The 25917-nt window shown below is 33.8% G+C and carries 30 protein-coding genes; 4 read left to right on the top strand and 26 right to left on the bottom strand.

Annotation, left to right across the window (positions count from 1 at the left end):
* Positions 1-12: 12 nt before the first annotated feature.
* The 13 genes from ndk to AC3WJF_RS06025 form a co-directional block, all read right to left on the bottom strand.
* On the bottom strand, positions 13-459 hold the full coding sequence (gene ndk / locus AC3WJF_RS06085; RefSeq protein ID WP_492450298.1) for a nucleoside-diphosphate kinase: 447 nt from the start codon (positions 457-459) through the stop codon (positions 13-15).
* 180 nt (positions 460-639) lie between these two features.
* On the bottom strand, positions 640-1602 hold the full coding sequence (gene hepT, locus AC3WJF_RS06080; protein WP_492450296.1) for a heptaprenyl diphosphate synthase component II: 963 nt from the start codon (positions 1600-1602) through the stop codon (positions 640-642).
* A gap of 16 nt (positions 1603-1618) precedes the next feature.
* Positions 1619-2320, bottom strand: a complete 702-nt coding sequence (locus AC3WJF_RS06075; protein ID WP_492450294.1) for a demethylmenaquinone methyltransferase — start codon at positions 2318-2320, stop codon at positions 1619-1621.
* Between the two features lie 3 nt (positions 2321-2323).
* Complete coding sequence (locus AC3WJF_RS06070; RefSeq protein WP_492450292.1) at positions 2324-3226, bottom strand: heptaprenyl diphosphate synthase component 1; 903 nt, start codon at positions 3224-3226, stop codon at positions 2324-2326.
* Between the two features lie 216 nt (positions 3227-3442).
* On the bottom strand, positions 3443-3685 hold the full coding sequence (gene mtrB, locus AC3WJF_RS06065) for a trp RNA-binding attenuation protein MtrB (protein WP_492450290.1): 243 nt from the start codon (positions 3683-3685) through the stop codon (positions 3443-3445).
* Between the two features lie 28 nt (positions 3686-3713).
* The gene (gene folE, locus AC3WJF_RS06060) at positions 3714-4280 is read right to left on the bottom strand and encodes a GTP cyclohydrolase I FolE (protein ID WP_492450288.1); all 567 of its coding nucleotides are present in this window, start codon (positions 4278-4280) and stop codon (positions 3714-3716) included.
* 545 nt (positions 4281-4825) lie between these two features.
* Positions 4826-5098: an HU family DNA-binding protein gene (locus AC3WJF_RS06055; RefSeq protein WP_492450316.1), complete on the bottom strand. Its 273-nt coding sequence runs from the start codon at positions 5096-5098 to the stop codon at positions 4826-4828.
* A gap of 252 nt (positions 5099-5350) precedes the next feature.
* Complete coding sequence (gene spoIVA, locus AC3WJF_RS06050; protein ID WP_492450286.1) at positions 5351-6829, bottom strand: stage IV sporulation protein A; 1479 nt, start codon at positions 6827-6829, stop codon at positions 5351-5353.
* 293 nt (positions 6830-7122) lie between these two features.
* Positions 7123-7833 (bottom strand): YphF family lipoprotein, encoded by a 711-nt coding sequence (locus AC3WJF_RS06045; RefSeq protein ID WP_492450284.1) that lies wholly within the window; start codon positions 7831-7833, stop codon positions 7123-7125.
* Between the two features lie 75 nt (positions 7834-7908).
* Positions 7909-8109 (bottom strand): DUF2768 domain-containing protein, encoded by a 201-nt coding sequence (locus AC3WJF_RS06040; protein WP_492450282.1) that lies wholly within the window; start codon positions 8107-8109, stop codon positions 7909-7911.
* A 366-nt stretch (positions 8110-8475) separates the two neighbouring features.
* Positions 8476-9516, bottom strand: a complete 1041-nt coding sequence (locus AC3WJF_RS06035; protein ID WP_492450280.1) for an NAD(P)H-dependent glycerol-3-phosphate dehydrogenase — start codon at positions 9514-9516, stop codon at positions 8476-8478.
* 19 nt (positions 9517-9535) lie between these two features.
* Positions 9536-10846, bottom strand: a complete 1311-nt coding sequence (gene der / locus AC3WJF_RS06030; RefSeq protein ID WP_492450314.1) for a ribosome biogenesis GTPase Der — start codon at positions 10844-10846, stop codon at positions 9536-9538.
* A 270-nt stretch (positions 10847-11116) separates the two neighbouring features.
* Positions 11117-11719 (bottom strand): YphA family membrane protein, encoded by a 603-nt coding sequence (locus tag AC3WJF_RS06025; protein ID WP_492450278.1) that lies wholly within the window; start codon positions 11717-11719, stop codon positions 11117-11119.
* Positions 11720-11899: 180 nt separating this feature from the next.
* Between AC3WJF_RS06025 and AC3WJF_RS06020 the strand changes: the two genes are divergently transcribed.
* Positions 11900-12034 carry a YpzI family protein gene (locus tag AC3WJF_RS06020; protein ID WP_492450276.1) on the top strand — a complete coding sequence of 45 codons (135 nt, stop codon included), beginning with the start codon at positions 11900-11902 and terminating at the stop codon, positions 12032-12034.
* A 102-nt stretch (positions 12035-12136) separates the two neighbouring features.
* Here the strand turns inward: AC3WJF_RS06020 and rpsA are convergent, their stop codons facing one another.
* The 8 genes from rpsA to prsW all read right to left on the bottom strand — a co-directional run bounded on the left by rpsA (position 12137) and on the right by prsW (position 18910).
* Positions 12137-13276: a 30S ribosomal protein S1 gene (gene rpsA / locus AC3WJF_RS06015; RefSeq protein ID WP_492450274.1), complete on the bottom strand. Its 1140-nt coding sequence runs from the start codon at positions 13274-13276 to the stop codon at positions 12137-12139.
* Positions 13277-13464: 188 nt separating this feature from the next.
* Complete coding sequence (locus AC3WJF_RS06010) at positions 13465-14046, bottom strand: lysophospholipid acyltransferase family protein (protein WP_492450272.1); 582 nt, start codon at positions 14044-14046, stop codon at positions 13465-13467.
* Positions 14043-14720 carry a (d)CMP kinase gene (cmk, locus tag AC3WJF_RS06005; RefSeq protein ID WP_492450270.1) on the bottom strand — a complete coding sequence of 226 codons (678 nt, stop codon included), beginning with the start codon at positions 14718-14720 and terminating at the stop codon, positions 14043-14045. The genes AC3WJF_RS06010 and cmk overlap by 4 nt, the downstream gene beginning before the upstream one ends.
* Positions 14721-14925: 205 nt before the next feature.
* Positions 14926-15105 carry a DUF5359 family protein gene (locus tag AC3WJF_RS06000; RefSeq protein WP_492450268.1) on the bottom strand — a complete coding sequence of 60 codons (180 nt, stop codon included), beginning with the start codon at positions 15103-15105 and terminating at the stop codon, positions 14926-14928.
* Between the two features lie 78 nt (positions 15106-15183).
* Positions 15184-15834, bottom strand: coding sequence for a flagellar brake protein (locus tag AC3WJF_RS05995; RefSeq protein ID WP_492450266.1), 651 nt, complete (start codon positions 15832-15834; stop codon positions 15184-15186).
* A gap of 102 nt (positions 15835-15936) precedes the next feature.
* Positions 15937-17286 carry a germination protein YpeB gene (gene ypeB / locus AC3WJF_RS05990; protein ID WP_492450264.1) on the bottom strand — a complete coding sequence of 450 codons (1350 nt, stop codon included), beginning with the start codon at positions 17284-17286 and terminating at the stop codon, positions 15937-15939.
* Positions 17287-17299: 13 nt separating this feature from the next.
* Positions 17300-18094, bottom strand: coding sequence for a spore cortex-lytic enzyme (sleB, locus tag AC3WJF_RS05985; RefSeq protein WP_492450312.1), 795 nt, complete (start codon positions 18092-18094; stop codon positions 17300-17302).
* Positions 18095-18235: 141 nt separating this feature from the next.
* Positions 18236-18910 carry a glutamic-type intramembrane protease PrsW gene (gene prsW, locus AC3WJF_RS05980; RefSeq protein ID WP_492450262.1) on the bottom strand — a complete coding sequence of 225 codons (675 nt, stop codon included), beginning with the start codon at positions 18908-18910 and terminating at the stop codon, positions 18236-18238.
* A gap of 309 nt (positions 18911-19219) precedes the next feature.
* On the opposite strand from prsW, the gene AC3WJF_RS05975 reads away from it, so the two are divergent.
* The gene (locus AC3WJF_RS05975; protein ID WP_492450260.1) at positions 19220-20194 is read left to right on the top strand and encodes an asparaginase; all 975 of its coding nucleotides are present in this window, start codon (positions 19220-19222) and stop codon (positions 20192-20194) included.
* A gap of 27 nt (positions 20195-20221) precedes the next feature.
* On the opposite strand, the gene AC3WJF_RS05970 is transcribed toward AC3WJF_RS05975, so the two are convergent.
* The 5 genes from AC3WJF_RS05970 to AC3WJF_RS05950 form a co-directional block, all read right to left on the bottom strand.
* Positions 20222-21190 (bottom strand): YpdA family putative bacillithiol disulfide reductase, encoded by a 969-nt coding sequence (locus AC3WJF_RS05970; protein ID WP_492450258.1) that lies wholly within the window; start codon positions 21188-21190, stop codon positions 20222-20224.
* 355 nt (positions 21191-21545) lie between these two features.
* Positions 21546-22823 carry a Glu/Leu/Phe/Val family dehydrogenase gene (locus AC3WJF_RS05965; RefSeq protein WP_492450256.1) on the bottom strand — a complete coding sequence of 426 codons (1278 nt, stop codon included), beginning with the start codon at positions 22821-22823 and terminating at the stop codon, positions 21546-21548.
* 198 nt (positions 22824-23021) lie between these two features.
* On the bottom strand, positions 23022-23573 hold the full coding sequence (locus AC3WJF_RS05960; RefSeq protein ID WP_492450254.1) for an adaptor protein MecA: 552 nt from the start codon (positions 23571-23573) through the stop codon (positions 23022-23024).
* A 127-nt stretch (positions 23574-23700) separates the two neighbouring features.
* The gene (locus AC3WJF_RS05955; protein WP_492450252.1) at positions 23701-24474 is read right to left on the bottom strand and encodes a metallophosphoesterase; all 774 of its coding nucleotides are present in this window, start codon (positions 24472-24474) and stop codon (positions 23701-23703) included.
* Between the two features lie 151 nt (positions 24475-24625).
* Positions 24626-25258 carry a CBS domain-containing protein gene (locus AC3WJF_RS05950; RefSeq protein ID WP_492450250.1) on the bottom strand — a complete coding sequence of 211 codons (633 nt, stop codon included), beginning with the start codon at positions 25256-25258 and terminating at the stop codon, positions 24626-24628.
* A 159-nt stretch (positions 25259-25417) separates the two neighbouring features.
* On the opposite strand from AC3WJF_RS05950, the gene AC3WJF_RS05945 reads away from it, so the two are divergent.
* Together AC3WJF_RS05945 and AC3WJF_RS05940 are read left to right on the top strand one after the other, a co-directional pair.
* Positions 25418-25636: a spore coat associated protein CotJA gene (locus AC3WJF_RS05945; protein WP_492450248.1), complete on the top strand. Its 219-nt coding sequence runs from the start codon at positions 25418-25420 to the stop codon at positions 25634-25636.
* A gap of 7 nt (positions 25637-25643) precedes the next feature.
* Positions 25644-25904: a spore coat protein CotJB gene (locus AC3WJF_RS05940; RefSeq protein ID WP_492450246.1), complete on the top strand. Its 261-nt coding sequence runs from the start codon at positions 25644-25646 to the stop codon at positions 25902-25904.
* Positions 25905-25917: the final 13 nt, after the last annotated feature.

Below are 25917 nucleotides of genomic sequence, written 5' to 3'. Positions count from 1 at the left end.
ATCCAAATCAAATTAATAAATCCAATTGTTTATTAATTTTGTATACTCTACCAATTCTTCTTGCTTAAAGAATAATGCAATTTCTCTTTCAGCACTTTCAGGAGAATCAGAACCATGGATAATGTTTTTGCCAACTGTTACACCAAAATCACCGCGAATTGTTCCAGGTTGTGCATCCTTTGGATTTGTAGCACCCATCATTTGACGAGCTGTGGCAATGACATTTTCACCTTCCCAAACCATTGCAAATACTGGGCTGGAAGTAATAAAATCAACTAACTCTCCAAAAAAAGGTCGTTCTTTATGTTCGCCATAATGTTGTTCTGCTAGTTCAGTTGAAACTTTCATTAGTTTTGCTCCAACTAGATGAAAGCCTTTTTTCTCAAAACGGGATACAATTTCACCGATTAATTGTCTTTGTACTCCATCTGGTTTTACCATTAAAAATGTTTTTTCCATTATTACCACTCCTAGTTATGTATCTTGGTTGATACGGGTAAACAACCAATGAAAATAGTAACATTAATTACGAATTTTGACAATATCAACTTGATAACGCTTTCCAAATGTCTATAAGCCCATTAAAAATTATTAAATTTCTAATAAAGGTAGACAACATAAACTTTAGATCGAAAAAAATTAATATTTACGTTTTCCAACGAAATTAGCAATTTCGACTAAAGATTTCTTTGTTCTATTTTCAGGCAGTTCATTAATAATGGACATTGCTTTTTGCAAATACCGCCTGCTAAGCTGGTGGGCTTTTTCAATTGCGCCAGTTTCCTTTATCACAGCAATTATTTCTTTCATATCTTCTTTACTCATATTTTCATGGACCATTTGAATCTTATTTTTTGCAATTGCATCATCCATCGCATACAATGCAGGAAGCGTAATATTTCCTTGAAGCAGGTCATCACCAGCAGGCTTACCAAGCATCTTTTCCGTACCAGTAAAGTCAAGAATATCATCAGTAATCTGATAAGACATTCCTACATAGTATCCGAATTGATATAGTTTTTTATGTATTTCCTCATTCGCACCGGAAACAATTGCTCCTAATTGGCAGCTTATCGCAATTAATAATGCTGTTTTTCTTTTGATTCTTCTTAAATAATCTCTTAAATTTTGATTAAACCTATATTTATCTTTAATTTGTTCAATTTCACCAAAACATACTTCTGCAATCGTATTCGCCAATATTCGGTGAGCCTCGGCATTTTTGATTCTAGTCATATATTCAAGCGAGCAAGCTAAAATAAAATCTCCTGTATACATTGCAATTCGGTTATCCCATTTTGCTTTAACTGTTAGTTTACCACGCCGGAGTTCTGCATCATCAATTACATCGTCGTGAACGAGCGATGCCATATGAATTAACTCCAAAGCAACCGCAACATTCTTAACTGCCTGAATGTCATATTTTCCAAATTTAGCAGCTAGTAATACAAAGATAGGTCGCAACCTTTTACCGCCAGCTTGAATCAAATTGAGTGACGCACTTTGTATAAGATCTGAATTAGAGGTAATAGCAGTATGCAGCTCTTTTTCAATTAAGTCTATATCCGTTTTTAAGACCGAATACATCATTTGTAATTTCATATTATATCCACCCAGCTTATTGTCTTTCTTTATACCCTATATGCGATGCAGCCACACCTCCATTGTATGGCTTATACTGTATATTTTGAAATCCTGCTTTTTCAAACATTACTGCTAATTCCTTCATCCCTGGAAAATCCCTGGCTGATTCCTGTAACCATGAGTACTCAGAATAACTTTTCGCTAGTAACTTACCTAAAATTGGCATAATATAGCGAAAATAAATATAGTATCCTTGTTTAAAGACGGGACTGGTCGGTTGTGAGGTCTCGAGGCAGACTGCCATGCCACCAGGTTTTACGACACGATACATTTCTTTCAATACATGCATATAGTCTGGGACGTTTCTAAGACCAAAACCTATTGTCACATAGTCAAATGTATTATCGTCAAATGGTAGTTCCATTGCATTGCCATGTATTAATTCTATTTGTGGTATTCCAGAAACCTTTTCTTGACCTATTTTTAGCATATTTTTGCTGAAGTCAAGTCCATATACCTTTCCACTAGGGCCAACTGCATTAGCTAATGCTATCGTCCAATCCGCTGTTCCGCAGCAAACATCAAGGGCTTTCGCACCTTCTGCGACATTCATTTTTTTCATCGTATTACTACGCCATTTCAAATGTTGCTGAAAGCTAATGATCGAATTCATTTTATCGTAGTTATGATAGATCTTTTCAAATACGGTATGGACACGTTCTTCCTTTGTAGACATGGTTTACCCTTCTTCCAGATATATATTTGAGGCTGTTTGACGTTCCATTATCAGCAGTTTTATTCTTTGGTCAAGTAAAAGATTAGGAGTATTTAGCTCATTTAAGTATCCTATTAATCGTTTTTTTGAAATAGTTATGTATTTATCACAAGCATCTGTGATCATTCTTTTCTTTTCAGGTGCTAATTGTAGAAATGGCACTTGCTTTGTGGGGAATAAACATTTGACAAGCGCATCAAATAACGAAGATGAAATACAATTATCTACCATTGTATTTTCTTTTAAAAGCCGATTTAAGAACAAATACTCTTCTACTATTGGCATTAGATTACTACTTCCAAAATATGCACAAAATTTAGTTACAATCGTCGTTTCTGCATACTTCAGGTTATTCATATATGTATCAATATCTGTAGCTTCATTTCGATAAAGTGCAATTTTATATTCATTAACGGTTTTTATTCCTTCTGCTAACACTTTTATCAAAGGAATATTGTCTATTTCCGCTAAAATTTTATAGTATAGTCCGCTATAATAATCCCCGGATAATACCAACAGTTGTCGTTGTTTTAAATCCTCACCATAGTTTGTAACTTTTTCATGGGTATCAAGGGCGATTTGAATGAGCATAGCACTAGCGACAAGCTTTTCCATTTCATTCTTTGAAATTTTTTGATCCATCATACTATTTAATAAAAGTATAATGCGATCTTCATCAATAAATGGAACTTCTATATATTTATTTAAATAATGATGTGTAATCTTTTGTTGGATAATCTCTTTAATAGAAGCCACTAGCTTTAATGATTCCTGCAATGACATAACCCTTAATCCCCATTTCATTCCTGGATAAATATCTATTCTTCTAGAAACGCCGTATTCGCAATAAACATTGCTTTTCATCATATATTATAAATCCTAAGTCGGACAGGTTACGGGGTATCTTTTCTTACCAAATTTATTCATTTTTAACCCAAATAACGTTGTTACCTAGAATTTCATATATAAAAAAAACAAAATTTAAGAAAAGAGTCTTAGAAAATAGAACAAAATATATTATAACATAAAAATTATTTTTACTCTAAGTATTTGTGATTTAATTCACTAATTTCGGTCGTTCCGTTATATTTTTCTTGTTCCTGATTCACTATTAAGTTCGGCAATACTTGTAAATATTTTAGCATTTCCCCTGATCTTTATCGCTGACGTGTGTTCAGTAAACTGAGCAATCATCACTTCACCATTATCTAATTTTTCTGTATGGTGAAATCTAGTGTCAGTTCCTCTAGTTAACCCTATAACACTTACCCCATCATCCATTGCCTTTATGACAATATAATCATTATTTCCATTCACTGATGGCATCTTTCACCCTCCAATCTTTTTAAAAATATTAATCCTTCATTAAGGAAAGAACTTCTGACCTTACAGTATTGTTTGATTTAAAAATCCCTCTGGCAGCAGTAGTTATTGCTTTCGTTCCAGGTTTTTTTATTCCACGCATTGTCATGCACATATGTTCTGCTTCGAGCATTACCAAAACTCCTGCTGGACTAAGCTTCTCCATTAAGACATCTGCGAGAGTAACAGTAATACGTTCTTGAAGTTGCGGTCTACTTGCAAGCGATTCAACAACACGGGCTAATTTGCTTAATCCAGCAACTTGACCATTTTGTGGAAAATATGCAATATGCGCCTTTCCATAAAAAGGAATTAGATGATGTTCACACATAGAAAAGAAAGAGATGTCTTTTACTAGAACTAGTTCATCATGTTGCTCATTGTAAAGTATATCAAAGTATTCACTTGGATCCTCTTTGAGTCCAAAGAAAATTTCTTCATACATTTTTGCTACTCGTGTTGGAGTATCCACTAAACCTTCACGTTGCGGATTTTCACCAATGGCCTCTAAAATCATGCGAACACCTTGTTCAACCTTTTTTAAGCTTGCCTCATCCATTGCTTACTCTCCTTTATATATGTTAATGAAGATGGTTTCGTTTAAATTGTTAAAATTCTAAAGCTTAATTTAAGCTGTTGCAATTCGTACTTTGTTCAAATTGCTACTAAAATTTAATTTCGGTGTTACTTTTCATCATAGGATTACCTATTCTATTGCTGAATGAAAAAAATTTACGAGATTCACGATTATAAAAACGACAAAGATTAAAAAAAAGAGAGCCTTTAATGAAATGATCTACTTTTCAATTCTTTGAAACAATAAAATATGATAACTGTTTAATCTTAGCACACAAATCTCGGTCAGCAAAATACAAAATACCACGAATCTTTGAACGTTTTAGAGAAAAGATGAGAAATTAAAACTGTCAAGTTCTACCCATCTTGGAACAGATATGTAGTTGTTGGCAGACCAGCTCTTTTATCACTGTTAATCATCACATCTAAGGGTTGTTCAAGCATATCGATCAATAATCTATTTTTCACATATAAAAAGGACTGCAAAATGCAGTCCTTTTTAACAAACGCTCAAAGTTCATTATGTACTTATTTAACAGCGTCTTTAAGCGCTTTACCTGGTTTGAATGCAGGTACTTTACTAGCTGCGATTTCGATTTCTTCACCAGTTTGTGGGTTACGTCCTTTACGAGCCGCACGTTCACGAACTTCGAAGTTACCGAATCCGATTAGTTGTACTTTATCGCCACTTGCTAATGCATTTTGAATAGTATCGAAAATAGCATCAACAGCTTTTGTCGCATCTTTTTTTGATAATTCTGTGCTTTCAGCAACAGCATTGATTAGTTCTGTTTTGTTCATGCCATTCACCTCCTCCCAAAAAGGAACATTTTTTTGTTAAATATTACATTTGTAAACAAATTAAACGGTTTCTATACATTTATTTTGAAAAAACCGTAATGAACGTTGTTGATTCCTGTAGCAACAACAATTCTGATAAAAGATTATCATATTAAAATTAGCTTAGCAAGAATAAATATTGATTTGATGGGAAACTTTTCATAAAATGCGTGAAAAAGGCCAGGTTTTTTTAACCTGACCACAAATTTGAAGTTATAAAATGATGGCTATTAGCCCACCGGAACCCTCATTAATGATTCTTTCTAATGTTTCTTTTAATTTATAGCGAGCATTCTCTGGCATTAGTGAAATTTTCGCATGAATTCCTTCACGAACTATAGAACTTAAGTTACGACCGAAGATATCAGAATTCCAGATAGAAAGAGGATCATCCTCAAAGTCCTGCATTAAATACCTTACAAGTTCCTCGCTTTGCTTTTCCGTTCCAATAATCGGAGCAAATTCAGATTCCACATCTACTTTTATCATATGGATGGATGGTGCTACAGCCTTTAGACGTACCCCAAATCTTGAACCTTGCCGAATGATTTCCGGTTCATCTAGACTCATATCCGATAATGATGGAGATGCAATTCCATATCCTGTTTGTTTTACCATTTTCAAAGCATCGGAAATTTGATCATATTCGGTTTTTGCATGGGCAAAGTCCTGCATTAATTCAAGCAAATGATCTTTACCGCGAATTTCTACACCAACAATTTCCTTCAATACTTGATCATATAATTCATCCGGAGCAAATAAGTCAATTTCTGCTACACCTTGACCCATTTCAATTCCCGCTAATCCTGCATTTTCAATAAAATCATACTCATTGAAATATTGAACGACACGATCTACATCACGGAGCCGCTTAATATCCTTTACGGTTTCTTTAACCGCTTCTTGATAATTTTCTCTTAACCAATGATTTTCATTTAAAACCATTACCCAACTCGGAAGATTCACGTTCACTTCTAGAACAGGGAATTCGTACAATGCTTCTCGAAGGACATTTAAAACATCTCCTTCACGCATGCTCTCCACTGACATTGCCACCACTGGAATATCATATTTCTCAGCTAGCGACAATCTAAGTGATTCCGTTTCTGGGTGGTGTGGCCTTGCTGAGTTAATCACCATGATAAATGGTTTTCCGACTTCTTTTAATTCGGCAATCACTCTTTCCTCTGCGTCCACATAATCGTAACGTGGAATTTCGCCAATTGATCCATCAGTTGTAATAACTACACCTATAACTGAATGCTCCTGAATGACTTTTCTCGTTCCGATTTCAGCCGCTTCATGAAAGGATATTGGTTCCTCATACCAAGGTGTATGAATCATTCGTGGACCATTTTCATCTTCATATCCCTTTGCACCTGGTACCGTATATCCTACACAGTCAACAAGACGAATATTTACATCAAGACCTTCTCCGACATGTACCGAAACAGCTTGGTTGGGGACAAATTTCGGTTCAGTTGTCATGATCGTCTTTCCTGCCGCACTTTGTGGCAATTCATCTTGTGCTCTATTTCTGTCGGCTTCGTTTGAAATGTTAGGTAAAACAACTAACTCCATAAATTTTTTAATAAATGTAGACTTACCAGTACGAACTGCTCCCACCACTCCTAAGTAAATGTCTCCACCAGTTCTTTCAGCGATATCTTTAAAAATATCTACCTTTTCCAAGAGATTCCCTCCCCACATTAAGTTACCGGGACATTACATCCGTTAAATATGATTGGACATTATATGTGTATGATGTTGTCCTATTATGTTATGACTATAAAGAGAAATTTTTTAGAGAATTAATTATAATAAGTGTTCAAAAAGATTCAAAACAATATTTATCTCATGAGGAAAGAAAGAGACTTTTGGAACACTGTTTTTCGACATTCGTTTCCTTTTGCTTTTTGAACAACCTCTTATAATAAATAAAAACCCTTCCTCTACAATATATATTGCCTGAGAAAGGGTTATGACTATTTTGTCAAAAAGACTGGCTCATTTTTTTTGTTTATCGTATAGGATAGAGAGTATGCAGGTACAAAGGATGATTTTTTTGTTAATATCGACCTTATGTCATCCCCTTGTTTGATAGAAGTATGATTTTTTTTAAGCGCCTGAAATAAATCCATTCGATAATCAACAAAAATATTCCCTTTTCCATCGATTACAAAAGGAAGATTGTTATTAGTGTATGGAGATATAGCATATTGTTCATCTTTATACCCTAATTTCTTGAAGTTAATTGTATAGACATTATAAGCAACTTGTTTGCCAAATGGCGGATAACCTTGTGCAGTTATTCGAATTCGAATTTCTCTTATTTTTTCCGCTATTCGCAAATCGAATATTTTAACTGTTGGTTTTGTTTCAGCGTCGATAATAACATATTGAAAGATCCCGCCATTTTCATATGAGTTACCAGGCGGCTCGGACATATATCTATTCTGAATTAATTTATTAAAATCTACCGGATACTTTTCATAAATAGAAGCACTTTTTTCCTCTGTTTTAATTGGAAGAATGCCATCATTGTCTTTTTGAAACTTTTCGACAGCAGTTTGTACAGTTTGGATTTGGTCATCATAAGGGACTTGATTTTTTGCTAGCTTATCTTGTGGATATAAACAGCCGCTTAATAATGAAATGGAAATAATTAAAATAAGACTAAGTACTATTTTTTTCAAACCTATTGGCCATCCTTTCTTGGTCAATAACCAATCAAAATAAAAAAATAAAAACCTATCGAATAATAGTGGTTATCAGTCTGTCGGGCCGCTTAACACAACGTAAAACATCATTAATCCACCAACTACTAAACATATGTATGCTACTAATGCAGTAATAAATTTAAAAGCCTTTGATTTCATTTTATATCTACTTACATATATGGTTACCATTGCTATTGCCATAATTCCCATTGCAGCAATAGAGATCCACATTTTAAGCATGGATAGTGACATCCATCAAACCACCTTTATAAAAAAATTAAGTAAAATAGGAAAGAATACTCGTTCCATATTATATCATAAGCAATAAATATTGAAATGAAATGACTTTGTCAAGATATTGAAATGTATTAAAGAAAAATAAAAAAAACTGAAGTAAGGGAGCGTTACCTAACTTCAGTAATAAAATAGACTTATACCCATACCTTAGGTTTAAAGCTAATTACTTCATAGCATTTTATGCTAAAAAGTACTTGTTGGCATCCTCGAATGCCCATATGATAAAACTTCTTGCCTTCTACAATGTATTAACAATTTTAAATTTAAAAATGTCTCCAAAGTATCATAGCTTAATGAAACTTATAACCAATTAAAAAGTTACTACATTTCTAGTCCACTAGTTAAATCTTCCATTTCATGGGTTTTTAGTCGCCCCATTAATTGATCAACCGCTTCCTTTGGATTATTATCATTAAATAGAACTCCATATAAAGCTTCCGTTATAGGCATTTTCACATCATACTTTTCAGAAAGTTGATAGGCAGCTTTTGTAGTCCTTACACCCTCTACAACCATCCCCATACTTTCTAAAACTTCTGCTAGATTTTTGCCTTTTCCAAGCATATTTCCTGCTCGCCAATTTCTTGAATGGACACTTGTACAAGTAACAATTAAGTCACCAATACCAGATAACCCTAAAAAGGTTAAAGGGTTTGCTCCTATTTTCGTACCAAGGCGCGCAATTTCCGTTAAACCTCTTGTAATTAATGCTGCCTTTGCATTATCTCCATAACCTAACCCATCAGAAATTCCAGCAGCAAGTGCAATGATATTCTTTAATGCACCACCGATTTCCACTCCGATCACATCTGGGTTTGTATAGACACGAAAATGTTGATTCATGAATAGATCCTGTACCATATTTGCAGCTTCCATGTTTTCTGATGATACCGTTACGGTTGTTGGATGTCGTAGACTAACTTCCTCCGCATGACTCGGCCCTGAAAGGATAACAACTTCTTTTAGTATAGAAGAAGGTAATTCCTGCTGAATCATTTCTGAAATTCTTAATAACGTATCAGGTTCAATTCCTTTACTAACATGAACGATAGTCAACGGAGTATTTTGAAAATCACGGATTTTACTCAGCACTTCCCTAATAGCCTTTGTAGGAACAGCAAGAATGACCATTTCTATATCTTTTAATACATCAGACAAAGAACTAATTCCAACAATTGATTCTGGAAGATTTAAGTTAGGTAAGTATTTCTCATTTGTATGATTACTATTTATCTCATCGATTTGTTCTTGTTTGTGTCCCCATAATCGAACTTCATGACCATTATCAGCCAATACAATCGCTAGTGCTGTTCCCCAACTCCCTGCACCAATAACAGCAACTCTTTCTTTTATATTTGACATGGTATCACCTGCTTAAGTTTTATTTTCTTTGCCTTGACAAGATACGAATCGGTGTTCCTTCAAAATCAAATGCATCACGAATTCTATTCTCTAAAAATCTCTCGTATGAGAAATGCATCAACTCCGGATTATTTACAAAGACAACAAAGGTTGGCGGTTTTACAGCAACCTGAGTGGCATAATATATCCGCAGCCTTTGTCCTTTATCGGTAGGTGTCGGATTCATTGCAACTGCATCCATAATAACTTCATTCAAGATGCTAGATTGTACCCTTAGTGCGTGATTTTCACTTACTCTTTTAATGACAGGTAATAGTGAATATACTCGCTTTTTTGTTTTAGCAGATAGGAAAACGATTGGTGCGTAGCTTAAGAAGAGAAAATGCTCTCTTATTGTTTCTTCAAATTTCTTCATTGTTTTTTCGTCTTTTTCTACAGCATCCCATTTGTTGACTACAATAACGATAGCTCTTCCAGCTTCATGGGCATATCCAGCAATGCGTTTATCTTGTTCTCTTATTCCTTCTTCCCCATTTATAACGACACAGACGACATCTGAACGTTCAATAGCTCTTAACGCACGCAGCACACTATATTTTTCTGTACTCTCGTAAACTTTCCCTTTTTTTCTCATACCAGCAGTGTCAATAATAACGTATTCCTGCTCTTCATATGTATAAGTGGAATCTATTGCATCACGAGTTGTACCTTCTATATCACTCACAATAACACGATCTTCTCCTAAAATCGCGTTTACAAGTGACGATTTCCCGACATTTGGACGACCAATAAAACTAAATTTAATGACATCCTCATCATATGTTTCCTCATCACGGGTAGGAAAATGTTTTGCAACTTCATCTAACAAATCTCCTAAACCAATACCATGGGCACCTGAAATAGGAAAAGGTTCTCCAAAGCCAAGTGCATAAAAATCATAAACTTGATCTCTCATTTCAGGATTATCTATCTTATTTACACCCAATACAACTGGTTTTCGTGAACGATATAAGATTTTGGACACCATTTCATCCGCTGCTGTTACACCTTCACGACCACTTACAATAAAAATAATCACATCAGCTTCATCAATGGCAATTTCAGCTTGCGCCCGAATTTGTTCTAAAAATGGTTCATCACCAATATCTATCCCGCCAGTATCAATAATATTAAAATCATGCGTTAACCAATCCCCAGAGCTATAAATACGATCTCTAGTAACACCAGGAATATCCTCAACAATCGAAATACGTTCTCCGACTATACGATTAAAAATGGTTGATTTTCCAACATTTGGACGACCTACAATAGCGACAACTGGTTTTGTCACTTCAATCACCCTTTCATCTATTGTCATATGTTTCTAATTCAATTTCTATCCAACATTCATATACAAATTATTTTTTATACAAAGGAGAATATTTCACATTCTACATATCAAAATGTGAATATGTATAATATGTGATTGACCTCAAGTTACAATGGTCTAATCAACTGTTGTTTACATGATGAATCGAAAGGCATTAGCTTTAATAGTTTAACAATAATATGTTTCGCAATCAATGAAAGTTTATTTTCTTTTCATGCAAAATGATAAATTTTATCCATGCTTTTGCTTTCCAATGGAATTTTTCATAGACAAATTGGATGATATATGCTGTATAAAAAACCAAGTTAATGCCATAAAAAAATAAATTGCACAAGTATCCAAGTAATCACCAGAACATGCATTGTAGGAAAATCCCCATTTAGATAATACGACACCATATATCACTTCACCTTGAACGGAACCTAAAATAGAACAGACAAGATGAGAATATAAATTTTTCGGAAATAGTATTTGTGCAATAAAAAAAATAATTATAGCTGACATAATATGATAATCGATAATAGCCCATACAGGATCATAAAGAATCATAAATAAAAAACCGGAATATCCAGTAATCATAATAATTACTGCTAACATCATAAATAATTTTTTTGTCATTGATAAATAACCACTATAAACATATCCGATAATAAGAAGAATAATAGCTGGTAATTGAATATTTAATGGCGCAATATAAATTTTATAAGGATATACAATTAATAAGACTAGTGATATAAGTCCTAAAGGAAAACGAATTTTATTATGCTTATCCATAAGAAAAGTGGCGACAATCCATGCCCCCCACCAAAAACCTATAAATATTGAACCAGACACTATAATACCTCCAATCTCTATTTATTATTCATTATAGGAAAATTTAAAAAATCTAATCGTGTATAGCAAATATTTATAGAGATATCCTTTAATTATAAGAGGATTAATAGTTCGGAGATTTTTTATTAACTTTCGAAATTTCCGTTGATCCTTTTCAATTTATTTAAAGGAGGTGTTAGAATGGGTAAGGACAGACAGGAGAAGAAGTTAAAGAAGAGCAGAAGAGTAGAATCTGACCGAAATCAAGATCTCCATTATGATGGCGCAACAAAATTGGAAAGCTCTGATGAATCAAAGAAAAGACAAAATGGGTAATCTATATGAATCCAAAACATGGATCTAATCTCAAGTTATGTAAATAAGAATATAAAAGTCAAAAGGGCTCATATTCAAAATATGAACCCTTTTGACTTAAAATTATTTTTTTAAATCCTTTAATTTGTCTCCGATCATTTCGCCTAACTGAAATCCTTTTGTTTCTTCAGGTAATTCGTAATCTATATGATTATCTGAGTCTTTTTCTTCTAATTCCTTCATACTCAATGACAGCCGTTGTTCTTTTTCATTGACATCTAGAACTTTTACCTTTACTTGCTGCCCTTCTTTTAATAACTCATGTGGAGTTCCAATATGTTTATGAGAGATTTGCGAAATATGAACAAGACCTTCTACACCTGGAAATACCTCAACAAAGGCACCAAAAGAAACAATTCGCTTCACAATTCCCGTAAGAACGGAATCCACTGCTGCGATCTCTTCTATTCTAGACCAAGGTCCTGGCTGTGTTTCTTTAATTGATAATGAAATACGTTCATTATCTAAATCAACCGAAAGAACTTTTACTTGGACTTTTTCTCCTTCTTTAACAACCTCTGTAGGCAAGGACACATGTTTGTGTGAAAGTTGAGAAATATGAACTAATCCATCTACCCCACCAATATCAACAAATGCCCCGAAATTGGTAATTCGTTGGACATTGCCTTCCAAAATTTGGCCAACACTAATATTCTTTAAAACTTGTTTCTTTTTCTGCTCTTTTTCCGATTCAATTACAGCACGGTGAGAAAGGATAAGACGATTTTTTTCTTGATCTAACTCCACAATTTTAAAAGAAATTGTTTTGCCTTTATAATCCGTGAAATCGTCAACATAGTGATCTTCTACTAATGATGCTGGAACAAATCCCCTAACACCGAGATCTATTACGAGACCACCTTTAACAACATCATTTACAATAGCATCAAAAACTTCTCCGCTTTCAAAACGTCGTCTCATTTCTTCCCAAGCTTTTTCAGCATCGACCTTCCGTTTTGATACAACAAGAGCATCTTCTTCTACCTTTGTTACGATTAAATCTAGATCGTCCCCTACATTTACTACATCTGACGCATGTTCAACATGCAAACTTGAAAGTTCGCTTATTGGAATAATACCATCAAGTTTACTCCCAACAATTGAAACTAGAACTTGCTTTTCTTCAATCTTGGTTACAGTTCCTTTAACTTTATCATTCTCTGAAAAAGTTCTGACTTCTACTTGATTCATATCCTCTGTCATATGTACTCCTCCTTAATCGAACTGCTGAATCTTATCACATTAATTAGTATAAAAAAATTAAAAGTGCCAAGGATTCAGTGAAAACAGAATGATTTTATTTGTCATCACTCTAATATCTAATAATTCAAAAAGATATTCTCTCTACTAACTTCTTACAAATATTATAATTTGTCAAGTAAAGTAATCGCTTAACGATGTTTTTCTATTAGGGTGCGAATATTATTCATAATCGTATCTGTAACCTCATCGGCGCTAACTTTTTTTTCTCTAAAAGAACCCATTTCAATAGGTTCTCCGTATATAACTTTCAGCTTCTTAAAAGGTCTATATGGTCCAATAATTGCACAAGGGACAACATGCGCATCTGACCTTAAAGCAAAGAATCCTGCACCTGAAAGTCCTTTTCCAAGCTCACCTGTTTTACTACGATGTCCTTCAGGAAATAAACCTAACACTTTATTTTCTTTTAAAGCCGCTAGTCCTTTTCGAAGTGCTTCGCGGTCACTCATTCCTCTTTTAACTGGAAATGCATTTAAATTAGCTACTACTGGGCCAATTATTGGTGTCTTGAACAATTCCTCTTTTGCCATAAATACAACGTCGCGCGGGCAGGTAATCCCAACAACAGGAGGGTCAAAATTATGTATATGGTTCGTACATAATAAGACACCACCCTCTTTTGGAAATGTTTCAAGACCAATTATTTGAATTCGATAAAGAGGTTTGAAAATTGCATTTACAAAATTTTTTGCAAATGTATATAATGTCAAGACAATCCAATCCTTTCATGGACAAGATGCATGATTTTATCTGTCACTTCCTCAATAGTTAAAGAAGTAGTGTCTAATTCGATTGCATCTTCTGCTTTACGCAATGGTGCAACTTCTCGTTCGGAATCTAATTTGTCCCTCAATTCAATTTCTTCTTTAAGCTGATGTATATCGGAAGGAAATCCCTTTGATATATTTTCAGTGTGTCTTCTTTCTGCACGTTCTTCCACACTTGCTAATAGAAATATTTTCAACTCTGCATCAGGAATTACGTGTGTACCTATATCTCTCCCGTCCATTACAATACCGCCATCTTTTGCAAATTCTTTTTGACGAGTAACCATTTCCTCACGGACAGAACGATATTTAGAGACTAAGGATACAGAATTGGTTACAGAGGCTTCCCTAATTTGATTGGTAACATCCATTCCATCAACAAAAACTAATTGACCATTCGCACTTGCTTCTAACTTTATATTTGTATTAAATAATAGATCAGCTAATGCAGCTTCATTATTTAGATCAACTTGATTTTTGATGGCTTTGTATGTTAAAGATCGATACATCGCACCTGTGTCAATATAAATATATGACAGCTTTTCTGCGACAATTTTAGCTACGGTACTTTTTCCAGCAGCTGCCGGACCATCAATTGCTATTCTAATTTTTCCCATGAATATTCACCTACTAATCCTATCCTATGTAATTATCTTTTTTTACCTGTCTAACTCCAGCGCCTATCGGCTAGCGGATTTCTACGTCTTCTCCCTACGATAAGTCAAAGACTACGAAATCCGTACGCCGATGTGCAAGGCGCTTCTGCTTTTCTTATATTAACACAAAAAAATAGAAAAAAGACAGCAATGGTTTCTGTCTTTTTTATTGCTTTTTCCATGTATCAATAATCGGTGTTTCATTTTTATTATTGACACCTTCATAAAACGTGATTCTTTGTAGGTCTTTCATTCCTTGAAAGTGTTGAAATATGAATTGGAAAAATAATAGTAATAGAAAATGGAAAATAGCTAATTTTATCAACCATCGTTCCAGCATTTTCATTCTATACACCCCAATAATCAAAACTCATTTGCTACATTATTGGGTAACAAAAATGAAATTATACTATCTTTTTCGCAATTAAGATAATAACCCTTTTTTCTTATGATCTAATTGCTTTTCAAAACAAAACCTCAATAGTAATTGTTTTTCTTTAGGACTTATATCTATGAAATTTATTGAAGCAATTTTCTTATCATCTTTTTCCCACACACGAATAACAGAAAAAGCTAAGCTTAGATAAATATGGCCAGATTGTAAAGGAAGAACAAATAAACCTTTCCCTTCTTCATGTGAGCTGATGTTAATGTTCATTGGAAGTTGCACTGCACACCCTCCAGCGCTAATATCATCTGTAACAGTCGGTATTTGTAGATTAGATTTTGGAAATGAAAGAGATGCATCTACAGCAGTTTCCACACGTACAAATTGTCTTCGTTGGATCTTTATTAATTGATCATTACCAGGAAAATGAAGAATAATTAAAGGGATCCTTTTTTTTATTTTTCCTATTACCTGAGTTTTAAATTTGTAAGCAATATTATTTTCTGAAATAAAGACGGCGACAAAAGACATAGAATTTACTAAAAATGTAGTTCGATTTGTTTTTAAATTAATAGGATAATCGATATAGATACGGTCTCCTTCAATATCAGCAATCTTACATTTAAATTGTTCATCAGTGTCCTTGTCAAATGGTTCAAGTGTTAAAGTTGTCCCTATTTTTAACATTAATTAGTTGTCCTTCCCCTTTATTTTTCATAATACTATAACTATTTTACCAATAAATATAAAATTATTACAGAAAAAAAGAAAAGCTGTTTTAGCTTTCCTTTACAAAGCATTTTCATACATTGGTTCTGAATTTTTTAATTTCTCTACTTTTTCTTCCAATCCATTATCGGCATTAATATAAACTCGATAAGTATCTTTTCCTAATGTACCTAGAAATTCATAACAAAGGACTTCTTTATTTAAGTCATTGACTATAACGGCTAATCTGTCTTCCATAATTTTTACCTTCGGATTAATATAACCTTTTGCTTCGGACATGCTTAGTGTTGGTTTAGGAATATTGCGGGGATAATGATTTTGCAAATAATCTTCAGACGTAAAACCTACAATCTGACCATTATCAAGCGCTATTTTCATTTTTATCGTTTCAGGATAAATCCTTACCCCTTTTTGAACTGTAACAAAGGAATATACTCCAATCGTATCAAATTGTGTGCTCTCAAAAATTTGCATATCTTTAAAATCATGCTTCTGCAAAAAACTCGCCGCATTTTTCTCGCCATCATTTAAACTTATTTTTTGTTTTCCAATACTGCGATTGTTTATATACCAAATTGGATAACCGCCTTTTTGGGTAATATCCATTTCTTCTCGATTATTATTATTTCCTTCTAAAATAACACTATAGAATACAAATTTAGCTCCCTTTTTGCTTTTCGTAATTTTTATTACATTTTCGCCTTTATTACTTAAATATCCTTTCGCTATTTTCCCAGCTTGTGCCTTTGATATTTTTTTTCCTTTAATATGTTTATATTCTTCATCCTTTTTGCTATAACTCACGAAAGAAGGATTATCCATATTTGCTTCTTCATACCCTTTTGCTGTTTTTTCTACTGTTTTAAAACCATCTATAATGGTATTGTCTGATGTCTCTTTACCTGTTGCTAAAGCTAGCTCAACATCCATCCATCTTAAATTGTTTTTTAAAACAAGATGCTGGACATTGCGAAGCTCATTTTGGATATTTCCACTCTGACTATATAGTTTTTTTAATGTACCATATTCTTGATCTGTTAATGGTTTTTTATCCAAATCCCTAATGGATGTTTGATAACTAAAGCTACCAATTTTAGATAAGAATTCATCTGTTTTGTTAAATGGAAGTAATGTTAGTGGTAACTGCCCGACACTACTGTGTGCTTCTGAAGTCAATCTCCATACTTCTGCCAAACTTGGGGATAATGATTTTCTTGAGTTCATGGCAAGTGTGGTGCCAATCTTGTCGTGTAATAAATCCAGTTGGTACGCCAAATCATGGAAAGCACGTTGATAATTATTTTCTGCATTAATTAATATTGCATTTTTTTCACGATGCTCTTGATACCCCCATACGGCAGTCCCCACTACTCCGAGTGACAAAACGGTAATAAGTAATCCTTTAATCAATTTTCATCACCCCTTATTTGCAAAAAATATGTTGACCTATTTGCTTTATTTGCGGTCTTCCCCAAATCCATTTACTAGTCGCTGTTGCCGGATTAAAATAATAAAGAGCATTTCCTGTTGGATCCCAGCCATTTAATGCATCCATTACTGCTTTCTCTGCTGTTTTATTTGGTGTTAACCATATTTGTCCATCTGCCACGGCAGTAAAGGCTCCAGGCTGAAAAATTACTCCCGATACAGTATTAGGAAAGGATGAACTTGCAACGCGATTTAAAATAACAGCTGCTACAGCAACTTGTCCCTCATATGGTTCCCCTCTTGATTCACCGTACACTGCATTGGACATTAATCGAATATCATTTTGAGAATAGCCATTCGGTACGTTCGATGCCGTAACATTTGTTGATTTATTTGTATTATTCGATGGTGCAGAGTTCTGTTTTGCGGTAGAAGATTTTGGTTTTATTTGTTTATTAATATCCACACCGCCATAATATGTAAAATCATTCCCTTTTTTAATTTGCCCTATAACAAAAGCCCGATTATAATGAGATGCTGAAACTAGCTTATTCTTCGTAGTGGAGCCGGCTAAGCCATCAACCGAAAGGCCAAACTTTTGTTGGAAATTTCTAAGCGCCCAATAAGTCCCCCATCCAAATACTCCATCAATTTTCCCAGTGTAATAACCAATATTTTGCAAACGTGCCTGTAACTCAATGACATCGTCGCCTGTAGCACCCCGTTGTATTACTTGATTTGAAAAGGCATTGATAGGGATACTTTGATTCGTAATAGTCAAGAGAAACATGGTTCCTACTAAGAAGAAGACTTTTAGTAAGGTGCTGTACTTCATGAATCTAACCCTCCAAAAAATGATGTAGAATTATAACTAGTTTTTGAAGAAGGAGGTATTTTATTCATAGAAAATATAAATCATGGAAATATAGAGCTATTTTTCAATTGCTTTATGATGAAATTTTTCCGTTAATAGACGCGCCTGCTTTACCTTTTTTAACCCATACCACCAAAGAAAAAGCATGAAAGGTATCATACAATAAATCCAGTTTTTAAAAGAAAGAAGGATAAAATCATAAATACCATGCAGAAGGAATGAAATAAAAAAAGATAAGAATATCCATTTCATATGCTTATTGTCACTTGTAAATTTTCCTTTTCCAAGATAATAACCCATGACTACACCGAACAAAGCATGGCTTGAAACTGGAAGTAAGGCACGACCAAAGGCAACTTCAATACCATTCCCAATCAGAGAAAGTATATTTTCAACTGTCGCAAATCCAAGTGAGACACTAACTCCATATACAATCCCATCGTAAGGCTCATTAAAGTCACCATGTAAAAAAATTGCAAAATATAAAATAAACCACTTGAAAAATTCTTCCAATAAAGAAGTGGCTATAAATGCGTTTCCTAATTTTCCTTGGAGCATGTTTTCATTAGTCAAGACATGTTGAATAAACATAATTGGAAATGTAAGAATTGCTCCATACATAAAAGACTTAAACACTAACAAGATTGGTTCTTGTTCATATTGATCCTTCAAATAAAAATAACTTAACAGCGCAAGACCTGGTGCAAGACCCGCTGATATAATCACCAGCATGTAACGCCCTCTTTTCTTTATATTTTCTTAATCGTATCATGTTAATATAGGTATGAAAATAATATTGTCAAAAAGATTAATGACCTTTTATAGTAAAATAATATGTATCTAATCTTTTATTACATCTTAAGAGATGCTCTTTCTTAAACATTGTTGATTCTGGATAAGAAAACCTTATTATTTTCTTTATTCTAATTAAGTCTAGTTAGCTTTTTTAAGTAAAGATACTCACTCTTAAGGTAATTAAGGATATAAATCAATTTACGAAAAGCAACAAATTCTTTGAAAACAACCTTGGAGGAATAACGAATGAAAAAAAACATATTAATTATTCATACAGGCGGGACAATATCCATGTTTGAGGATCAAGAAACCGGGGCAGTAAAACCTGGGGAGGGAAATCCTTTAACTTCACAAACTGCAATTCTTTCAGATCTTGCCAATTTAATCATTAAAGAACCATTTAACCTTCCTTCACCACATATAACAACTAAAGAGATGTTATTTTTAAAAGAATTAATTGCGGAGGAATATCAAAAAAATCAAATTGATGGTGTAGTTATTACCCACGGAACAGATACTCTAGAGGAAACTGCTTATTTTCTTGATTTGACTGTACCATTTGATTTTCCAATTGTCGTTACCGGAGCAATGCGCTCAAGTAATGAAATTGGATCAGATGGTTTGTATAACCTAATTTCATCGATTCGTGTCGCTGCAAGTCCTGGTGCAAAAGGGAAAGGTGTTTTAGTCGTTTTAAATGATGAAATTCATACAGCTAAAAATGTAACAAAAACCCATACAAGTAATGTTTCCACTTTTCAAAGTCCGCAGTATGGCCCTATTGGGATCGTTGCAAAACAAGGGATCATTTTTCATCATCAACCTACCGATAGAGAGAATTATAATATAAAAACAATATCTAAGAGAATTGCGCTTATCAAAGCACATGCAGGAATGGACTCTTCTCTTTTTTTCGCCATCAAAGATATGAAATATGACGGGGTTGTCATTGAGGCATTAGGACAGGGAAATTTGCCTCCAGCAACTGTTGAAGGTGTTAAAGCATTAATAGATGAAAATATTCCTGTTATTTTAGTTTCCAGATGTTTTAATGGAATTGTCCAAGATGTTTATGGCTATGAAGGCGGAGGAAAAAGACTAAAAGAAATGGGTGCCATCTTTTCAAATGGGCTTAATGGTCAAAAAGCAAGAATTAAGCTTCTAATTACACTATCATATACACAAAATATAAAAGAGATTGAGGAAATATTTCATCATTAAATAATAAAACTCCCGACGTCGGGAGTTTTATTTGGTTTCACGGTTTTTGATCGCATTTGCAATTAGACCGCCGTGAAAACGTCCATTTTCTATAAATATTTCATTCGCATTATTTCCAGCTGCTATTACACCTGCAATAAAAATCCCTTCGATATTTGTTTCCATTGTTTCTTCATCAAAAATTGGTTTTCCTGAGTCCATATCAATGTTAACACCCATATTTTGAATAAAAAGATGGTCGGGATGATAACCAGTCATTGCAAAGACAAAATCATTTGAGATTTCCTTTTTGTTTCCATTCACTTCAAAGATTAGACTATCCTCTTTGATTTCTACTATATTTGCATTAAACTCCATTTGTACCGCTCCGTCTCGAACAAGTGCATCAAACTCAGGCAAAATCCACGGTTTAACACTTTTGGAATACTCGCTTCCCCGATACAGCACTGTAACCCTTGCACCTGCCTTATTTAATTCAATAGCAGCATCTACTGCAGAATTTTTTCCACCAATTACGGTTACATCCATATCGAAAAAAGGATGGGCTTCCTTAAAATAATGAAAAACTTTCTCTAAATTTTCCCCTGGGATATTCATATATTTGGGATGATCATAATAGCCAGTAGCAATAACTACATAGGACGTTTTATATTGTTCTTTAGATGTGGTAACGACAAATTCACTATTTTCCTTCTCTACATTATTTACCATTTCATAGCGATTCACTCTGATTTCTTTTCTTTTCGCAACTTCACGATAATATGTTAAAGCCTGATTCCGCTTTGGTTTTAAGTTTTCCGTAATAAAAGGGACTTCCCCAATTTCCAGCTTTTCACTTGAACTAAAAAAGGTTTGATGTGTTGGGTAATGATAGATGGAATTTACTATATTGCCTTTTTCTATTATAAGGGGAGTTATGCCGATATTTTGTAATGCAATTGCCACCGCCAAGCCACATGGGCCTCCCCCTACAATAACGCAGTCCTCTCGTTGCATATTTTCACCTCTATAAATACACTAAATTTGGAAAATGAAATTATTTTTACAATAATTTAATCTTGCCTATATAATGGGGCTTTAGAAATAAATAAATCCCCTATCATCATGATAGGGGATTTCCATTTTTCTTGCAATGAAATTGAACAGGAAAGAGAAAAATAAAATAAGTCCGGCATTAAAGGCTCATTTCTTTATCTTTATTACTTTTGTAATTAAAACCAATAAGTTCCTCATTTAGGCAACAGAATAGATATCCCTTCAAAGAAAAGATGCCCTAGTACTTTACCTTTTTTAGAATTTTTACTAAAATACGAAAGGAACAATTTATTAGGAATTAATGTCTACACTAGTATTAAATCCAACCTCTAAAACGAGAAGCTTCCGCTGCTTTTCGTACTCCAACCATATATGCCGCGAGTCTCATATCAACTCTTCTTGTTTGGGCTGTATTATATACGTTTTCAAAAGAATTAACTAAAACCTTTTCAAGCTTTTCATCAATTTCTTCTTCCGTCCAGTAATAACCTTGATTATTTTGAACCCATTCAAAGTAAGATACTGTAACTCCTCCAGAAGAAGCTAGTACATCTGGAACCAAAAGTATTCCACGCTCTGTTAATATTCTTGTAGCTTCAAGTGTAGTTGGTCCATTTGCAGCTTCCACTACAATTTGCGCACGGATATTATGTGCATTTTCCTCTGTAATTTGATTTTCAATTGCAGCTGGAACTAAAATATCACAATCTAATTCAAGTAATTCTTTATTCGAAATTGTATTGTCAAATAGCTTAGTAACTGTACCAAAACTATCTCGTCGATCTAGTAAATAATCTATATCTAGTCCATCTGGATCATATAGGGCACCGTATGCATCAGAAATACCGATTACCTTGGCACCTTCATCGTGCATGAATTTAGATAAAAAGCTACCAGCATTACCGAATCCTTGAACGACTACACGAGCGCCTTTTAGATTAATTCCTCTACGCTTTGCAGCTTCATGGATACAAATAGTTACCCCTTTAGCTGTTGCAGATTCACGACCATGTGATCCCCCAAGTACTAACGGCTTCCCAGTAATAAAGCCAGGAGAGTTATACTCATCAATTCGGCTATACTCGTCCATCATCCAAGCCATGATTTGAGAGTTGGTGAATACATCTGGTGCAGGGATATCTTTTGTCGGACCAACAATTTGACTTATTGCTCTGACATAGCCACGACTTAATGCCTCAAGTTCTCGGAAAGACATCTCGCGAGGGTCACAAATAATCCCCCCCTTACCTCCACCATAAGGAAGATTTACGATTCCGCATTTTAAAGTCATCCAGATTGACAGTGCTTTCACTTCATTTTCCGTCACATTTGGATGAAAGCGAATACCACCTTTGGTAGGACCAACTGCATCATTATGCTGTGCACGAAATCCGGTAAATATTTTAGTAGTACCATCGTCCATACGAACCGGTATTTTAACTGTTAACATTCTCATCGGTTCTTTCAACAATTCGTACACTTCTTCAGGGTATCCAAGTTTCTCTAATGCTTCATGGATAACTGTTTGTGTAGATTTTAATACATCATGTTTTTCTTCTAATGCTTTCTGTTCTGCACCCTTCTCGGCTGCCATTATTGCTAACCTCCTATGATCACTCAGTAATAAAAAGTATCAGCCTTTCAGACATAGTATACACTTTTAAATCCTGATTGCAATATAAAAAATGATACTTTTCATATTTTTGTAACCGCTATCATTCTGTCATTACAGAATAATTGCAAAAAAAAAGGAAGTTCATACTAATGAGCCTCCTCTTATTACACTAACATACTACTCAGAAAAATAAGTTGATATCATTTCCAAGGCATTATTATTTATAATTGGAATACCATACTCTTCCAAAAATTCAGAGGAAAGATTTGAGTGTGTACCATATTCTTCACAAATTGAGCGAAATGACTTCAAATTCTCTGAATCGATAATTAAGTAATATTGATTTTCAAATTGGATAAGCTTGCTTGCGGCGTTTAGCTTTAAATTATGAATACATAATGAGAGTAATATTACATCTTCGATTGATTCAAAGAAATAGATATTTTTGCGTTGAATCTCCTTATGTTCAATTTCCTCTTCTTTTAATTCGGAAATTTCATCCATGGTTAATATCAAAACAACTTCTTTAGGGTTTAGAGAAAAAATTTCGATTGAAATCGAGTCAGTAACGTCAAAATGATATTCATCCTTTGCAACTTCCACCATTTCATCGAATAAATCATGCCAAATAAAAGATTCTAATCCTTCTTCCAGAAAACCTTTTTTCACTAATTCCTCAAAAGATATGGAGTATTTAATCTTATTTTGCGATATCCGTTCTAGCTTCATTTACTTTCGCCCCCTGAACTTTGGCTCTTATCACCATAGTATGAAAAGGGAGTTAGATGGTTCTTTTTAATTAAATGTCTCATAAGGCACAAATGACATTCTGACAAAATTTCTCTAAGCCAACTTATTAAGAATTTCCCTTCTTTAAAGTAATAACATGTGTTTCCGGCTTTGCCCCAAATCTTAGTGGGAGCATGCTTGTTCCATAGCCATTACTAATAAACAATGTGGAATACAGTAATTTATATATACCGCCTTTTTTATAAGGGGTATAACCGAATAGTTGTATTTGACCTCCATGAGTATGACCACTCATAATGAGTGAAATGTTATCACCTTCGGACATTTTTTCGATAATTTTCGGATTGTGACTTAACAATATTTTAAAATTTACTGAACGAATATTTTCTAATGCTAAATCTAAATTATCCTTCTCAAGCGCTATGTCATCTATACCTAATAAAGCTATGGTGTCTCCATTTTCTCCATTAAATACGGTGGAACTATTTCTTAATACTTCCACATCATACTGTTCAAATAACTTTAATAAGTCACATTCGTTTATTTCATAATCGTTATTTCCCCACACAAAATAAATCGGACCTAATTCCAGTAATAATTTCAGATTATTTTCTACTCTGCTTAATGGCACTCCTTTTTCAAGCATGTCACCACCAATTACAACAAAATCAGTCATATTTCTTGCATCATTTATGATGGACTCATGTATTTTACGGCGATGAATATCTGAAACAAAAAAAATTCTCAAATCGTTGAATCCGCTCGGAAAATTTGGAAAAGTAATAGTTTGGTGAACTACTCGATTTAAAAATGCTTCTCTAAGCATATAGAAAAACAATAATAAACCGAAAATAAGCAATAATAACAATAAAAATATCATTATAACCTCCAAATTATTTTGACAATAGAGCCATCATATCATATAAAAATAATACTCATTAGCGATATAAAATAGTATGGAGACTAATAAAATCCTCTCGAACAAGAGAGGATTTTATTAGTAATATTTTGCTGCTTATTATAATTGTAAATTAATCTTCCACAATATGTAATATTCTAAATCCTGAGCTTTCTAGTTTTCCTACAAATTTATCTATATTATTTCTTTTTTCGATTTTCAATACAATTCTGCGGACTAGTTTATCTGTTTCATCAAAAGTAACTAAAGAAATAACCGATTCATGATACTGCCCGATAATATCAGCTAATCTCGAAATTCTTCCTTCCACTTCAACAGAACTGAAGGCAATCCTAACTCCTGGTTTCTTCATTCCAAAGGCGCTTTGAAACTGCTCTAATACATCAAAACGAGTAACAACACCTAGAAAAATATTTTGTTCATCTACCACTGCTAACAAAGGAAAATCTTTAAGATCAATAAGAGTTTCTTCAAATATCTCTGTTCCATTTAGAAACTTTTCTTGATGTGTAGCAATATCTTTTACCTTTTTTGATGAAACGAATTCTTCTTTTGGAATATTGGATTCAAAGAAATTTTTATATATATGATAATGAGTAATAACTCCTGCATATTTATCTCCATTTAAAACAGGAATACAATCTACTCCTCTATTTTCCAAAAGATTAAGTGCTGTTTCTACGGTATCATCCACATTCACCACAATACAACGATGTTTAGGAATCATAATGTTTTTAGCAAACATAAAAATCACCTCATGATATTTTTTTATCTCACTTTATATATTTCAACAAAATTCGTTAAATTCCTTTTTTTCGAAAAATCTTTTAATCAAGCAAAAAAAGTCATTTATTATACCTATAATCCATACACTTTAATATTAAATGCATAAGGAGGGGAAAAAATGTCTTCAAATTATAAAAGCTATAAACCATTTGCTAGTCCATTTGATCCTTGTCCACCAATCCCGGAAAAAACATACTCTACTCCACCTCACCTTTATTTAGGATTTCAGCCCCCTAATTTGCCACAATTTTCTCCATTTGAAGCATTAAAGAAAGGTACCTTATGGCAGCCATTATATGACCAGTATTACAGCCCATATGAACGGGCAAAGGAGTGATATTAGCATGAAGGAATTATCATCAGAGTATTATAAAATGCTCGAAGAAATACAGGCAATTGATTTTGTAATTGTAGAACTAACCTTATATTTAGATACTCACCCGGATGATCATGAGGCAATCCAACAATATAATATGCTTATTAAACACAGAAAACCAATAAAAAGTGAATTTGAAAAGCACTTCGGATCATTAACTAGCTTCGGGCATAGCTATTCCCATTATCCATGGGATTGGAAGGAAGCACCGTGGCCATGGCAAGTTTAGAAATATCATAACT

Source organism: Heyndrickxia sp. FW510-T9 (genome assembly GCF_058781025.1).
Note: the sequence above shows the minus strand (reverse complement) of the source record. Positions and strands in the feature narration are given on the sequence as shown.